Below are 15,337 nucleotides of genomic sequence, written 5' to 3' on the forward strand. Positions count from 1 at the left end.
ATGTGACGAACGGTTGCGGAAACCTTGGATCACGCCCCCGCAACGGCCAAGCTGGATTCAAGAAAGAACGCCATGGAAGGCCCGTCATGACCTCATCCGCCATTCGCCCCGCAACCCACCAGGTGCCGCCGCTCAGCGGTACGAAGCCGCTCGGCACCCTGCGTGCGCGGCTCCGCGAGTTCTTCACGGCATCCAGGTTCACCGCGCAACGCGCTGCCCAGGACCAGCCGCAATTGGCCGCGGTCGATCACCTGCGTGTGGCGGACACCGGTTCCTGGGTCTGAACCACCAACCGCGTGCGGTCCAGCGGCTCAATGCCATCAGGCCAACAGGTCCGCAAACTTCCCGATTGCCTGTTCACCCATGAGCTCTCCGGGCAACAACGGCAACTCCGTGCTGGGTAGTGCTTTCAGCTCGGATGTCATCAACTCCAGAGCCGAGGCCTCCAGCTCCCGGCGCCCCGCGAGGAACTCCCCCGCATCCGCCGGCGAGCGCCTGTTGACCACCAGCCCACCCACGTTCACTCCGGCGGTTTTCAACTGATCGTAGAGCTGCGCCGATTCCAGCACCGGCATCCGTTCGGCGTTGGTTACGATCACGAACGACACCAACGATGCATCCCGCAGTGTGTCCCGCAGCGTCTCGAAACGAGACTGACGCCGCAGAAGGATCCGCCGGATCCGGAGATCCCGCTCGATCAACGGATCCTGGCCACGAGTCTCCACCAGGTGATCCCGGTTGGTGTCGTGCTCGAGACCCCGAACGGCGGCGGCGAACTTCTCCGACTTCTGCCGGTTCCGCAGCAGCCCCTCGACCCAGGAATTCATGATCTCCGGCAGTGCCATCAACCGCGCCGTGTGCCCCGACGGCGCCGTATCGAACACCACCAAGTCGAAATCGCGCAGTCCAAGAACCAGAAGGTCCGCGATCCGTTCCAGGATCGCGGCCTCGTGCGTCCCCGGGGCCTGCCGGGACAACTCCAGATGCCGCTTCACCTCACCGCGCAGGTTCTCCGGCATCACCGAGTAGAGGGTCTCCCCCACTGCTGCCAGGTGTTCCTCCACCGTGGCCTCGGGGTCGATCTCCGTCCCGTACAGGTTCTCTCGCAGCTCCACGATGTCCGCACCGATAGACCGCTGCCACAGGTGGCCTAGGTTGTGCGCGGGGTCGGTGGACACGATCAGAACGCGACGGCCGGCGCGGGCGGCCGCGAGCGCCGTCGTCGAGGCTACGGAGGTCTTACCCACGCCACCTTTGCCACCGAAGAACAAGGCACGGCGGGATTGCGCGAGGTTCAACAGCATGAGATCTCGTTCAACGGTGAGCGTTCCATGCCCATACGTGTGTGCCATTCATGGAAGTTTTCGTAAACCACGGGGAGCAGCTCCAGGGTGTAGTAGCTCGCGGGATTGGGGAGTCCGAGCGCTTCGGACAACACGAGCATCATGAACAAGTCGTCCTGATCGCGCTTGGCGCGTTGGAAGGAGCGCCGGTAGGGGGCTGCATAAAAATCCTGCAGCCCGGCCGAAAACCGGCGCCCCAACTCAGCCAACCGGGACCGCCCCGGCCGTTCCTCCCCACGCGAGGGAGGAACGGAACCGGGGCGGGCGGCGTCGTGCGAGTTATCGGCGCTGGGCACCGCTGTGCTCCTCGGCCAACTGGGGATCGTCCGTGAGGTCCGGTCCTTCCTTGCGGGCCTTGCCGATTGCCATCGCGGATTCGAAGATCACCCAGATGGAGGCCACCAGGATGATGATGTCCAGCACCACGAGCAGCCAGTTGCCGGCCGCGTAGAACTGGCCCAGCTGCACGATGAGCGCGTAGACAGTCATGACCAGCACGAAGACCAGCGGGATCACCACCGGGAGGATCGTGCGGCGCAGGCGCACAAGCATCACGGTGATGATGGCCAGGGTGAGCGCGGCCATCAGCTGGTTGGTGGTACCGAACAGCGGCCAGATCACCATGCCGCCCGCACCGGAACCGGTGATGTCAGCGCCGAACGCCAGGCCCATGCCGCACACCAGCACGATGATCGTGGCGACCACGGTGTTGACCTTGAACTTCATGAGGCCGCCGATTTCCTCGACCACGTATCGCTGCAGACGCACGCCGGTGTCCATGGTGGTTGCGGCGAACAGCACGGCCATGGTTGCGAGCACGGTTGCCGAGAGGGACTCGGGCAGGCCGATTCCGCTGTTTAGAATCGAACCACCGGCTTGCACGAAGGCGACGACGCCGCCCTGGTTGAACGCGGAGTAGGTCTCCTCCCAGCTCGCGAGCGATTCGAAGCCGGCGGTCACGGCGATGATCGTACCGAGTGCCAGCAAGCCTTCGCCCACAGCACCGAAGTAGCCGACGAATCGAGCGTCGGTTTCCTTGTCCAACTGCTTGGAGGAAGTGCCCGAGGCGACCATGCCGTGGAAGCCGGAGATCGCACCACAGGCAATGGTCACGAACAGCAGGGGAACGATGCTCGGGGTGTCCGGCGGAAGGTTGTTGTTGTAAGCCGGCGCCACGATGGTGGGGTTGGACAGCAAGATCGCTCCGTAGAGCAGTCCCAGACCGATGAACAGCTGCAGACCGTTGATGTAGTCACGCGGCTGCAGCAGCATCCACACCGGCAGCAGGGACGCAATGCCCGCGTACACGAAGAGAATCAGGACCCAGAACGCCCCGGCGGACATGCCCATGATGGTGTCCGGCAGCGAGATGGGGAAACGATCGCCCACCAGGATCAGTGCGTACAGCGCTACGACTCCCACGATCGAAACGACCACCAGGTTCCACTTGAACTTGTAGATCGCCTGACCGATGAGCAGCGCCACCACAATGGCGCCCCACACCGGGATCACGGAGGTCGGCTGGCTTACCAGCAGATTGGAGATCACCGTGGCGAAGGCCGCGTTGACCATCAGCAGGAGCAGGAAGATCACGACCAGGAACAGGTTGCGACCACGGTTACCGATGTAGCGACCGGACAGCGTGCCGATCGACTGCCCCTTGTTCCGGATGGAGGCCCACAGGGCACCCAGGTCATGCATACCCGCGAAAAACACGGTGCCGAGCGTGACCCAGAGGAAGGCCGGAGCCCAGCCCCAGATCACGGCCACGGCCGGACCGACAATGGGTGCCGCACCGGCCACGGAGGTGAAGTGGTGACCCCACAACACGTACTTATTGGTTGGGACAAAGTCCACTCCGTCCTGGAACTCATGGGCGGGAGTGACATTGGCGTCGTTGAGGCGGTAGAGCTTCCCGCCAATGAACTTGGAGTACAAAAGGTACCCGGCAAGGATGATGGCTAAGCCGATCAGTGTCAGAACTATGGAGTTCATCTCAGCAAGCCCTTCTGCAGGGACCTGATTCGCACGAACGGCGCTGTCCCGGCTGTCGTGTGTTTGATGGGGAAGATGTGCCGGGCCGCAGGATCGAGCGGCTTACGCAATCCCCCATAGTCTAAACACCTGTGAGGTGCCTAACACATTGGTGCAGGCTCGCTGGTGTGTCGTCATCACTAGAGGCCCACGCGCCTGCCGTTACCGTGGACCCATGAAAATCCTCGTGACCGGGTTCGAGCCCTTCGGCCAAGACACCGAGAACGCCAGCGGCGCGGTGGTAGAGAGGCTGCGTGGCTTCGAGTGGGACCCGGGGCTCGAGGTCGTCACCAGCATCCTCCCGGTCACCTGGTCCGGTTCGGCCCCCGCCCTTCTGCGGGCTATCGAAACGCACCGCCCCAACGCCGTTCTCGCCCTTGGTGAGGCCGGCGGCCGCGCCGCAGTAACACCCGAGCGTCGCGCCAGGAACGTTGGTCACGGTCGCATTCCCGATAACGACGGCGCCCCGCGGCCTGCCGCGCCCCTGGACCAGGGCCCCGAATTCCTCAACACCCGCATTGACCCCGCATTACTAGTGGCAGCGATCAGATCCGTGAGCGTGCCCGCCGAGGTTTCTGACGATGCTGGGGCCTTCCTGTGCAATGCGGTATATCGGGCGTTGCTACACGAGACCAACCTGCCCGGAACGTTCATCCACGTTCCGGCCGTCCGAACGCAAGGATCCGCCACGGTGGGCCGTGAAACGGACCCGAACGCGGCGTCGTCCTCGACGAATCTGACGATCGATCAGCTGACGAACGCGGTGGCCGCCTGCGTCAAAGCGGTGGCAGAACTCCTCAGGCCTGCTGTCTGACATGGTCGCCGCCCGCGGCAGGCTCGGCATCGTCTGTGGGGGTCGACCCCGAAGGATCGGGTTTCTGCGGCAGGTAGTCCTTCTTCCGGGATGAGATCAACGCGTTGATCCACCGTGCGTTCGGATCCGCATCCACGAGCAGTGCCTTGAGGAACAGCGTGGCCGGCAGGGCCACAAGGGCGCCGAGCCAGCCGAGAATCATGTACCAGAACATCAGCGACAAGAAGGACATGGTGGGCGTGACACCCACTGACTCACCAGTGAACTTGGGTTGAATCACCGACTGCACGGTGAAATTCAGCACGCTGTAGGCGGTGACCACGGCGAGCATCGCGACCCAGCCGTCGTCGAGCAGGGCCAGGATGGCCGGCGGAATCATCCCCAGAACCAGGCCGATGTTCGGAATGTAATTGGTGATGAAGGCCAGGATCCCCCAGACCCAGATGAGCTGCACACCAATGATCTGAAGCGCCAGCACGTCCAGGAGCGCCACGATCAGGCCGAACACAGTTGTCACCACCCAGTAACGACGAACCCCTTGAGCGAAGTCGACCATGGCACCGGCAACGTGCGGTCGATCCTCGGCCAACCGGGTGAGCCGGCGCCCCGTGGTCGCGGAATCCATGCTCAAGAAGAACACGCCCATGACCAGCGTGGCCAGCAGCCCCATGATGGCGGAGACGTTACTGAGGATCGGGGTTATCAGGCTCATGATGTTCCCGGCGGTCACACCCTGAAGGCTGGATTCCACCATCTCCGTAGAAATGCCCAGGGAGGCCAAAGCACCGATGGACTCATCGATCAATCGGGCAAATTCGTCCTGATAATGCGGCAGCTCGTTGACCAGCTCGGCCACGGACCACGCACCCATCGCGGTGAATAAGGTGAGCACCCCGAGCACCACCATGAGGGCTATCGCGGCCGCCGCGATGCGCGGCATCCTCGCCGAGAGCCATCGCTGCAGCGGGTACACCACTATCAGGAGATTCAGCCCCAGGAAGATCGGTGCAACGATGTCCTGCGCACCCTGCAGCCCGGCCAACAAGATCAGCAGCCCGGCAATCCCCACCGTGATGGCCAGGAACCGTGGCACGTGCACTGAATTGACGGGTGCGTTGACGGGCGCTGGTGTTGCATCGGGTGGTTGCAGTTCCGAGGGGTCTTCCTCGTCGGCACGAAGTACTTCACTCGTCGACAAGTCATGCGCTTCGACGCCGTCTCCTGAGCCAGGATTTTCGACGCCGCCAGCAAGCTCGCCCGATTCCCCGTCCTCACCTAGCGCTCGCCCTTCCTTCAAGGACATGGCGGCATCCTCGGATGGTCGATGACTCCTTGAGCCCATGCAGCAATCCCTCACTCATCCACGCGTAGACAATCTGCTGCAGTCTAGGAATCGAGTGCAACGCCCAGATGAACTTCACACAACGTTGGGGACAACGCGGTCCCTGATGGCCAGACATTCGGGGCACTTCGTGACCACCGCGTAACCGTCCGGGCCGGGTCCGTTACGTAGTGAGCAGGCTCATACTCGCTCATCGGCATGTCTACTCGTTAGTAATTTCCCGCCTGACTAGCGGAGACAGAAATACTCCCCAACTGTCACTCCGGCCTTAATCAAATCGTTAGGTATTCCGATTGCAAATCATCGATTAGGGCCGTTACGTTTAAGACACAAATGAACCAGCAGGGGGACGCTGGAGATCCACTATTTGCGCGACAGCATGACGCGCTGCCCGTACGGTCGGGGGACCTGATCGGGCAATTTCATGACACCAGACTGCCGCCTTTTCCAGTGCGCAGTTCTGCGCCCCCTGCGTTACATGGTTCGCAAATGGGGGAGCTTTTCGATGGACCGTCTTCTAAAAAAAGATTCGTCACAAACACCTGAAAAAATAGTAGAAATAGCGTCTGACCGGGCTGTTTACCCTGTCGAGACACCGCCGGAACCACGCACACTCGTGGACATCGTGCTGGACACCGTTGCCCAATACCCGGATGCCATTGCTCTCGAAGACGAGCACGAGCGCGTGCCCTACGGCGAGCTGGAAGCCCGCATCGAAACGCACGTCCAGCGCCTGTGGGATATCGGCGTGGGACGCGGCGACCGCGTGGGTATTCGTGTCCCTTCCGGTGGCGCAGACCTCTATGTCGCCATCCTTGCCACGCTGTTCGCGGGGGCCGCTTACGTCCCGGTCGATTGGGACGACCCGGACGAGCGCGCCAACACCGTTTGGGAAGAAGCCGGCGTGGCCGCGATCTTCGGTCGCAACCTGGAACTCACCCGCATGGAGAGCATCGAAACCACGGGTGATACCGAGCAGCCTCGCACCCAGGACGACGCCTGGATCATCTTCACCTCCGGTTCCACCGGCAAGCCCAAGGGCGTAGCGATCACCCACCGCTCCGCCGCAGCCCTTGTGGACGCTGAAGCGAAAATGTACCTGCAGAAGCGACCCATGGGCCCGGGCGACCGTGTCATGGCGGGCCTGTCCGTGGCCTTCGACGCATCCTGCGAAGAAATGTGGCTCGCCTGGCGTTACGGCGCCACGCTGGTACCGGCCCCGCGCGACGTCGTTCGGTCCGGTCCCGATCTTGGCCGCTGGATCATCAACCACCGCATCACCGCGGTCTCCACGGTGCCCACCCTGGCATCGCTGTGGCCGAGTGAGGCCCTGGACACCGTACGTCTGTTGATCTTCGGCGGTGAAGCATGTCCGCTGGAACTCACTCAGCGCTTGGTCCGCCCGGGACGTGAAGTCTGGAACACCTACGGCCCGACCGAGGCCACCGTGATCGGTTCGGGTGCCATCCTGACCGGTGACGCACCAATTCGCATCGGGCTGCCCGTGCCCGGCTGGCAGTTGGCCGTGGTTGATACCGAAGGCCAGCCCGTGGCCTGGGGCGAGACCGGCGAACTGATCATCGGCGGCGTCGGCCTGGGCCGCTACCTGGACCCCGCCAAGGATGCCGAAAAGTACGCCTCGCTGCCTTCTCTGGGCTGGGAACGCGCCTACCGCACCGGCGACATGGTCAAGGCGGACAAAGAAGGTCTCGTCTTCGCGGGCCGCGTGGATGACCAGGTCAAGGTCTCCGGACGCCGCATGGAACTCGGCGAGATCGACGATTACATGAGCTCGGTCCCCGGCGTTCGCGTCGGTGCCTGCGCCGTGCATCCCACCCCTGGCGGCGACAACATCATCGCCGGTTACCTGGTCCCTGAGTTCGAAGGCTCGGTTGATCTGGTCGCCGTGCGCGCCTGGCTCTCGGAGCGACTCCCGGGCCAAATGGTGCCCGCGCTGTGCACCATGGACGAACTCCCGCTCAAGACTTCGGGGAAGGTGGACCGCAAGGCACTGCCCTGGCCAATGCCCACCGATGACCTCGATCAGACGCCCTCACTGGACCGCGACCTCGAATGGCTCGCGGAGCTGTGGGCCGACCAGCTCGGTCCCCTGCCTTTCACCGAGGACAGTGACTTCTTCGCCATGGGCGGTAGCTCGGTGGGCGTGGCCCGACTCGTTTCGGCACTGCGCCAATCCCACCCTGACACCGAAATCGCCCGCATTTACGCGGACCCCACCCTGCGGGGTATGGCCAACTACTTGGAGACGCTCGAGGCGTCCCAGGATTCCAAGCGTGAACCCGCGCCCTTGCCCGCATGGACGGGCTGGGTCCAGGGCGGTTTCCTCGTGGGTCTGAACATCGTCAATGGTTTGCGCTACGTGGTGGGCTCACTCATCGTCGTGTGGATCCTCGCGGTGGTTGTCGGCGCCGGTTGGGTACCCACTCCTCCGTTGCTGCCGCTGGTCATTGGCTGGCTCGTGATGTTCTCCCTGCCAGGTCGCGTGCTGCTGGGCTCCGCCGCCGTGAGACTGCTGACTGCAGGGCTCAAACCCGGTCATTATCCGCGTGGCAAGTGGACTCATTTGCGGGTCTGGGCCGCCGAGCGTCTCGTGGTGTTCAACAAGTACGAGGTTCTTCTGGGCACGCCCATGGCCCGGACTCTCCACCGTCTCTTCGGCAACAAGGTGGGCCGCGGTGCACACCTGCACCACATGCCGCCCGTCACCGGTCTTGTCTCCATCGGAGACAACGCCACCGTGGAATTCGAGGCGGACCTGGCCGGCTATTGGCTCGACGGCGACACCTTGCATGTCGGCGCCATTGAGATCGGCGCGAATTCACGAGTGGGTACCCGCACGCTCGTGGACCCCGGGTCCCGTGTGGGCGAAGGGGCAGAGGTACTGCCGGGCTCGCACGTGACCGGCACGGTTCCGAACGACGAGCTGTGGGGCGGCTCCCCCATGTACCATCGCGGTGCCGCCTCGCAGACCTGGCCCGACATCGCTCCGGAGGCCGTATCTGGCCTTCCCACCTGGGGCAGGGTCAAGTCTCACCTGGCCTACTCCGGGGGCGCGGCCATCATTGGCCTGTTGCCGTTCTTGGCAATCATCCCGGGCACACTCCTGATCCTGCCGCAGGTGATCGGAATCGAGTTCTATGAACTGGTTTTCCCGGTCCTCGCGCTGTGGGTGCCGGTCTTCGTCATTATCACCGCTGCAGTGTGGCTGTTGCTCGTGGTGGGTTGCGTGCGCCTGGTCGCGGGCATGATCACCCCCGGTTACTTCCCACAGAACGGTCCCGTGGGCTGGGCCACCTGGCTCACCGAAACCCTCATGCAGCGCACGCTGATCTCGACCTACCCGATTTACGCGTCCTGCATCACCCCCTTGTTCCTGCGCTTGCTGGGCGCACGCGTGGGGCGCTCGGTCGAAATCTCCACAGCAGAGACCATTCCGCACCTCACGTCCCTCAAGGACGGTTCCTTCCTGGCCGACCACTCGCTCGTTGCCTCGCACCGGGCAGGATTCGGCTGGGTGCACCTGGGTACTTCCGTGATCGGGGAACGCACGTTCGTGGGTAACTCAGCGATCGTGGGACCGGACCGTGACCTTCCCGCAGACGCCTTGGTGGCTGTGTTGAGTTCCGCTCCCCACAAGGCCCCCGTGGGTTCGTCGTGGCTTGGCCGCCGTGCTCAACCCATTGCCCGCGCCCACACGGAAGCCGACGAGTCGGCAACCTTCCGTCCGCCCCGCCGTCTTCAGGCGGCACGTGGATTCGTGGAGGCGTTCCGCATGGTCCCGGCCATGGTGTCCGCGTGGATCGACCTGATGATCGTGTACGCGCTGACCAGCATCTACATGGCCCACGGCATGGGCATGCAGGGTCTGCTCTACACCGCACTGTGGTCCGGCGCGGTCCTGTTGGCCGCCAGCACGTTGGCGTGCTTGGTCCCCGTGATCGTCAAGTGGGCCCTCATGGGTCGCTTCCGCACCGGCGAGCGCCCGCTGTTCAGCTCGTTCGTGTGGCGTAACGAGTTGGCGGACGTGTTCTCCGAGTCCCTGGCCGTGCCGTCCCTGATCCGCCTCAGCGTGGGCTCCCCGTTGTTCAATGCCTGGACCCGCCTCATGGGTGCTCGTGTGGAACGCGGCGTCTGGTGCGAGACCTGGTGGCTGCCCGAGTTCGACCTGGTCACCCTGGAAGAGGGTGTGTCCGTCAACCGCGGCACCGTGTTGCAGACCCACTTGTTCCACGACCGCATCATGCGCTTGGAGCCGGTCTCAATGCGCCGCGGTTCCACGTTGGGCCCCAACAGCTTTGTGCTGCCGGGTGCCACGATCGAGGAACGCTCCACGGTTGGTCCCGGTTCGCTGGTCATGCGCCAGGAAACCGTACCCGCCGACGGCAACTGGGGCGGAAACCCCATCCGACATCTCGAACCCGGGGACCAGGCCATCAGTGCCCAGGTTGTTCCCGGACCGCCGGTTGCGGGACATGATCTTCCCATCCTGTCCACTGCACCCATCACGACACCACAGGCCGTCTCGGCGGCTGCCCCCGAGGAGGCCACCCGATGAACGAACAAGCAGTGGAGGAAATACCCGAAGGGTACCTGGCTCCCGGCGAGCGGCCCCGCCCCGGACAGCGCCCGCAGCGGGAGGTGTGGACCGGTGGCTCCGACAACGGCCGCACGTCCACGACCGAGGCCCAGCACTGGCGCGAAAATGCTCCGGTGGTCACTGCCCCGCCGCGCGCCACCGCACCCTCGCCTCGGCAAGCCGCGGCGACACGCAACGTGGCCAGCGCGGACGGGCGACGCACCAAGCGACGCATCATGGGGGTCGACGTCGCTCGAGGCTTTGCGCTTCTCGGCATGATCGCGGTCCACACCTTGCCCGCCTCCGTGGGCACCACCGATCAGCCTTCGTTGACGTGGGTGCTGTTCGGCGGCCATTCCGCCGCCTTGTTCGCCGTCTTGGCGGGCGTGAGCCTGGCATTCCTCACGGGTGGCAGGAACCCACGTAAGGGCATCGACGCGCGTCGCGCTCGCGTGGGCATCGCTGTGCGCGCACTGATGTTGTTCGCCCTCGGGTTACTCCTCAACACCTTGGACTTTCCGGCGTACAACATCCTGATCTACTACGGCCTGATGTTCCTGCTGGCCATTCCCTTCACCATCATGTCCGTGCGCTGGCTACTGACGAGCGCCGCGCTCTTCATGATCTTCGCCCCGATGCTCATGCAGTTCTCCCTGACGGTCCTGCCCGGACACGTGCACGACAACGCCAACCTCGTGGACTTGGTGTCGGAGCCCGGGACGGTCCTGGCCGAGCTATTCCTCACCGGAACTTATCCCGCATTGCCGTGGATGGCATTCATCTGCCTGGGCATGGCGCTGGGGCGGTTGCCCCTGACCCGTGATCGGACCCAGATTCTGATGGTGATCTTCGGAGCGGTGATCGCGGCCGTGGCGAAGGGCCTGTCCATGTTGATGCTGCTTCGCTTCGATGTACGCGAAGCATTGGTCGCGGCCACCCCGTGGCTGACCAACAAGGAGGTCATGACCATTCAGAATTACGGTCCAGACCCCGAGCTTCCGACCACTACGATGAGCTGGTTGCTGATCTCCGGTCCGCACACCAACACGCCCTTCGCCATCGCGGTGAGCGCGGGATTGGCCATGGTGGCCTTGGGAATCTTCCTGTTGATCTGCCGGTGGATCGGTCGTTTCTTGGCTCCCCTGGGTGCCATGGGATCCATGACCCTGACCATCTACAGTGCGCACCTGGTGTTTCTGGCCTTCGTACCCATCAGCGAAACCCCGATGTTCTGGTTGATCGTCCAGATCGCGGTGGCCGCGCTGGTGGCCACGGCATGGCAGCACGCGTTGGGTTCAGGCCCCCTGGAACGGTTCGTCACCAAGGCCTCCCGCGCCGCGGGTCGCAAGCTGGTGCCCAACGGTCAGGTCGGTCCCCGGCACTGATGCGATAGCCGCTTCCACCGGTAGACCATGAACCGGCGACAATGACTGAAGCCCCGAGCGATTCGATCGCTCGGGGCTTCAGTCATTACTCAGACGGCTACAACATTCCCACGAGAACGCAGGCTATGCGTGGCGTTTGTGTCACATTGTGGTCAGTCGTTCGACGTGGTCCCGTTCAGCGTGGGACCCGGCGCCAAGCGAATGGGGCCGCGAGCAGCAGCGATGTCTACCGTTTTGCCCTTTTGCTGCACGATCACCTGCCCCTGGTCCACGAGCCCCGCGGCAACGTCGCGCACCAACGGCATCAGGTCCCGCCAGTCGTCCCCGCCAATCGCACGTGCGGTCTCGGAAGGGCAGATCGTTTTGCCGTTGCGTTGGCGCAGCAGATCACGGATGGATGCGGCGGCCCGGTCTCGGAGATCCGGCGTCTCGGTGGTCTCGGCAGTTTCGGGACTTCTGGGTATTGCTGCGCCCGGTTCAGTACCGCTCTCGCTCATCATGTGGGGATGTCCTCCGCGCTAGTCGACCAGCTGCATGGTGCGGATGAGCCGCTCGTGGCGTTTCATGCCAGCGGCAACCACCTGCGGGAAGCGCGCGTACCAGCCGAGGTGCTCCGCGGCGACGTCGGCCTCTGAAACCTTTTCGCCGCCGATGATCCAGTGCTCGCGCGAACCGCCCTCGAGCTCCTCGGGGCGATACCCCAGCGCATCCAGTGTGGACTCGTAAATCGGTGCGCGGATGCCGCCGAGCAATACGCGCCCCGGGTCCTTGACCTCGCCCGCTCGGCCCAGGTCGTCGAGAATCGCCCGGGCCACACCCATCAGCACCTGATTGCTCGGGTGGTTGATCACGTACGCGGCGTTGGGGCCAGCGGCTTCGAACAACGACGCCGCGTCCACCGTCCCGTGTGCCTCCTGCCGGGTTCGCAACTGGCGCAGTGATTCGTCCCGGGAAGCGCGAACAGCCTCCGGGGACACAGGCTCCAGGCGCACGGATTTCTGTCCTTGAGCGGCTGCGACCAGCACTCGGAGGTCGTGGTAGGGCGCGATGGGCGGGTCCGTGACGCCGGCTGCCCGCACGATCGCCAGCGTGGGCATGAGCGCAGTCCACCGCATCACGGGGTACTTCACGGCGCTAGCATCCGCAGGGGTCAGAGCGAGAATTTCATCCGATCCCAGGGGCAATCCGCGATACCCGGAAGCGACGGGTTGGGTCGCCACAAAGCTGCAACGGTTCAGTAATCGCGTGAGATGCGGTAGGTCTTCGGCCAGCAACTCGTGAACCGGTGGAACCCGCACACCGTGCCAGCGACCCTCCCCCGCCCCGTGCAGGAGCACGCGCAGTGACTCGGCCTGGCAATTGCCGTGCACCATGAAGATCGGGGCATCCGGTAGTTCGGTGAGCCCGTAAAACTCACCGTAGTGCGCTCGGCGACCGGGGTCGTGCGGATCGAATCCCAATGCCTCAGCCATGTGCCACCCGTCCTTCGATGCGTTGGTGCGTGTCTGCCGGACGAGCCGCGTGGCACGCGTCTGATGCGTCCGATTCCCCACGGTTCACCCTACGTGTCTCCCGCAGCTCCAGTAGCCCGGGGGCGCTTTGTTCACCGCGTTCACACAACGCACCCAGCGCTTCGTCCAGGGTGAGCGGGGCCAGGACATCCACCACGTAGCGGGATCGATCAACGATCTTCGATCTCGGCTCACCCACCCTGATCCTGGGATCCTGTGCAAGGACAACCGGTACCGAGTCGCGGTCCACGAACCAGACGCCGGCGTCCGTGTCCCGGAGCAACTGGATCGCCGTCAGGAACGCCTCACCGTCATTCTCGTGACCGCGCACCCGAACCACCACGGCCGATTGCCCGACGACCAGACCCCGCCCGCGGGTGGACGCAAGCGGGATGCGCTGAGCCAGTGCCATGGTCTCGGCGTCCTTGATATCCCGGGTGTCAGGCCGCTCACCCAAGTCAGGGCCATCGTGCCACGCGACTGCCCCCGCAACGTGAGCGAAGCGCGCGCCCGCTTGCCAGCACCGGTAGGCGAGGTCCCAGTCCTCTCCCCCGTAGCCGGTCAGTGTTTCGTCGAATCCGCCCACTCGTTCGAAGAGCTCACGGTCCACGCCCATGAGCGCGCTGATGATGAGTCGGAAATCCTCGACTCCGGCCTCTGCCAGGTCGTTCGTGCGGGCGTAGCCGTCCGAAAGCCAGGCAGGGTCCGTGAGTCGACGAGCGCCGTCGGCATGTCCGAGAGCCAGCCACTGGTCGATCTGGGCCGGCGTGCATGCGGAGACGTCCACGTGCTGGCGGGCACCCACGGCCAGGACGCCGTGACCGTCATCGTGGCGTTCGAGACCCGCGAGCATTGCGGTGAGGAATCCGGGTTCGGGCATCATGTCCCCGTCGAGGAATACGAGCCGGGGTGCCCGCGCGAGCGCCGCGCCCTTGTTGCGCGCCGCGGCCGCACGGAATCCCAGGTTTTCCTGCCGGGTGACGGTGATCGAGTACGACGTCGCTCGGGTCGCGGGTGCCTCGGCCGACCCGTCATCGCTGACGATCACCTCGAACTCGTGCGGCGGAAGATCTTGTCGTTCCAGCGCACGAAGCAGCCGGTCCAGTCCGAGTTGGTTCTCGTAGTAGGGCACGATCACGCTGACGCGCGGGGCGTTCTCCTGGTGCGAGGCGTCGATGGTGCGGGCACCCGGGATCACGGTGTCACCGGCGATTCCGAGGGCGCCCCAGGCTTCGCCGGTGGAACTTCCGCGGAGGTCGTTGATCGCGCGTTGGACGGTCCATGGGGCTGGAGGTTCGGGTCAGCAGCTGACAGTCGGGACCACTGGGTACGGGCGGCGTGAGCGGTGGAGGGGACGTCGGAATCGTTCCAGTCCCGTGCGTCGATCCACGTGGAAGCGGGATTCTCGAGTGCGGCGTTCAAGGCCGAAGGGAGGTCATCGGTGAGGGTCAACGCCCAGGGTGCACGATCACGGAGCTCTTCGAAGAACGGGTGCCGGGTGACGATCGGCCGGCGGCCGCTGGCGATCCAGCGCCCCACCGATCCCGATGCGGAGACGTGCTCCGGCGCGACCACTGGGACCGTGACCGAGCGTGCCGCCGCGGTGAGCTGCTCCTCGGCCAGAAAGCCGGTGACATGGAAGCGTCGACCCTGCGCGCCCGCACGTTCCTCGAACTCGGCCACGAGGTCCTGGTGACCGTCCGACGGCCGACCCAGCGCGGCGACGTCGGCGGAGTGATCACTGGATGCCAAGGCGGACAACACCCGCGCATGGCCCTTGCCCGGGTAGATGAACCCGAGAAGTCCCACGGTGGGGGTGTTCACGAACCCGAGGGGATCGCTGACTACCTCGAGGGCGGGGGCACGGTCGATGGGCAACGGGTCGACGTGCACGGGGGTATCCGTGGGCAGACCCGAATGCCTGATCAGAAGGTCACGTTCGTACTCGCTACTCACGATCACCGTGGACGCTGCTTCGACCACGCGAGCGTAACCGGCACAACGGGCCGTGAAGGCGTGGCCGTCGGAGGGTTGCGGGATGTCGTGAAGGGTGACCGATACGGGACGGTGAGCCGCGATCCGCTCGACGGTCCCAGAGGCGTCGTGCGCGTTGTGGCCGAAGATCCGGTCCGTGAAATGAAAGTGCACCGGCCCTTCGCTGGCCAGCAGGCGCGGCAGGATCTCGGTGATCTCACCCTCGATGCGCTCGGCGTGCGGAGTGTGATGGGCCAGGGCACTCGCGTGCATTCTGACCCCGTGTTGTGACGGTCCGACGAGAGCCAGGGTGGTTATTTTCACCCGTGAAACTCTA

At 64.5% G+C, this 15,337-nt stretch carries 12 protein-coding genes; 4 read left to right on the forward strand and 8 right to left on the reverse strand.

From position 1 onward, the window contains the following. Window positions 1-86: 86 nt before the first annotated feature. Window positions 87-284 (forward strand): hypothetical protein, encoded by a 198-nt coding sequence (locus RF638_RS05335; RefSeq protein ID WP_129702357.1) that lies wholly within the window; start codon window positions 87-89, stop codon window positions 282-284. A 36-nt stretch (window positions 285-320) separates the two neighbouring features. On the opposite strand, the gene RF638_RS05340 is transcribed toward RF638_RS05335, so the two are convergent. From RF638_RS05340 to RF638_RS05350, 3 genes are read right to left on the reverse strand one after another with little or no spacing between them, the layout of a single operon-like run. Further along, window positions 321-1,304, reverse strand: coding sequence for an ArsA family ATPase (locus tag RF638_RS05340; RefSeq protein WP_315278242.1), 984 nt, complete (start codon window positions 1,302-1,304; stop codon window positions 321-323). Continuing rightward, on the reverse strand, window positions 1,295-1,639 hold the full coding sequence (locus tag RF638_RS05345; protein WP_311198956.1) for a cory-CC-star protein: 345 nt from the start codon (window positions 1,637-1,639) through the stop codon (window positions 1,295-1,297). The genes RF638_RS05340 and RF638_RS05345 overlap by 10 nt, the downstream gene beginning before the upstream one ends. Beyond that, window positions 1,623-3,338, reverse strand: a complete 1,716-nt coding sequence (locus tag RF638_RS05350; protein ID WP_129702355.1) for a carbon starvation protein A — start codon at window positions 3,336-3,338, stop codon at window positions 1,623-1,625. The genes RF638_RS05345 and RF638_RS05350 overlap by 17 nt, the downstream gene beginning before the upstream one ends. A gap of 214 nt (window positions 3,339-3,552) precedes the next feature. Between RF638_RS05350 and RF638_RS05355 the strand changes: the two genes are divergently transcribed. Then, window positions 3,553-4,191, forward strand: a complete 639-nt coding sequence (locus tag RF638_RS05355) for a pyroglutamyl-peptidase I (protein ID WP_368841563.1) — start codon at window positions 3,553-3,555, stop codon at window positions 4,189-4,191. Here the strand turns inward: RF638_RS05355 and RF638_RS05360 are convergent. Next, the gene (locus RF638_RS05360) at window positions 4,175-5,494 is read right to left on the reverse strand and encodes an AI-2E family transporter (RefSeq protein ID WP_368841564.1); all 1,320 of its coding nucleotides are present in this window, start codon (window positions 5,492-5,494) and stop codon (window positions 4,175-4,177) included. The two genes, RF638_RS05355 and RF638_RS05360, sit on opposite strands and share 17 nt — an antisense overlap. Before the next feature lie 664 nt (window positions 5,495-6,158). Here RF638_RS05360 and RF638_RS05365 point away from each other — a divergent pair. Together RF638_RS05365 and RF638_RS05370 are read left to right on the forward strand one after the other, a co-directional pair. Then, on the forward strand, window positions 6,159-10,109 hold the full coding sequence (locus tag RF638_RS05365) for a Pls/PosA family non-ribosomal peptide synthetase (protein ID WP_368841565.1): 3,951 nt from the start codon (window positions 6,159-6,161) through the stop codon (window positions 10,107-10,109). After that, window positions 10,106-11,515 carry a DUF1624 domain-containing protein gene (locus tag RF638_RS05370; protein ID WP_259915329.1) on the forward strand — a complete coding sequence of 470 codons (1,410 nt, stop codon included), beginning with the start codon at window positions 10,106-10,108 and terminating at the stop codon, window positions 11,513-11,515. Before RF638_RS05365 ends, RF638_RS05370 begins: the two co-directional genes overlap by 4 nt. Before the next feature lie 152 nt (window positions 11,516-11,667). On the opposite strand, the gene RF638_RS05375 is transcribed toward RF638_RS05370, so the two are convergent. From RF638_RS05375 to RF638_RS05390, 4 genes are read right to left on the reverse strand one after another with little or no spacing between them, the layout of a single operon-like run. After that, the gene (locus RF638_RS05375; RefSeq protein ID WP_259915330.1) at window positions 11,668-12,015 is read right to left on the reverse strand and encodes a DUF3253 domain-containing protein; all 348 of its coding nucleotides are present in this window, start codon (window positions 12,013-12,015) and stop codon (window positions 11,668-11,670) included. 18 nt (window positions 12,016-12,033) lie between these two features. After that, the gene (locus tag RF638_RS05380; RefSeq protein WP_368629423.1) at window positions 12,034-12,987 is read right to left on the reverse strand and encodes a WcbI family polysaccharide biosynthesis putative acetyltransferase; all 954 of its coding nucleotides are present in this window, start codon (window positions 12,985-12,987) and stop codon (window positions 12,034-12,036) included. Then, entirely contained in the window at window positions 12,980-14,224 is a 1,245-nt protein-coding gene (locus RF638_RS05385; RefSeq protein ID WP_259915333.1) for a glycosyltransferase family 2 protein, read from the reverse strand. Before RF638_RS05385 ends, RF638_RS05380 begins: the two co-directional genes overlap by 8 nt. Beyond that, window positions 14,221-15,273: a hypothetical protein gene (locus RF638_RS05390; protein ID WP_259915334.1), complete on the reverse strand. Its 1,053-nt coding sequence runs from the start codon at window positions 15,271-15,273 to the stop codon at window positions 14,221-14,223. Before RF638_RS05390 ends, RF638_RS05385 begins: the two co-directional genes overlap by 4 nt. Between the last annotated feature and the right edge of the window lie 64 nt (window positions 15,274-15,337).

It is taken from the genome of Kocuria sp. CPCC 205235 (assembly GCF_040980905.1).
Lineage (GTDB): Bacteria > Actinomycetota > Actinomycetes > Actinomycetales > Micrococcaceae > Kocuria > Kocuria carniphila.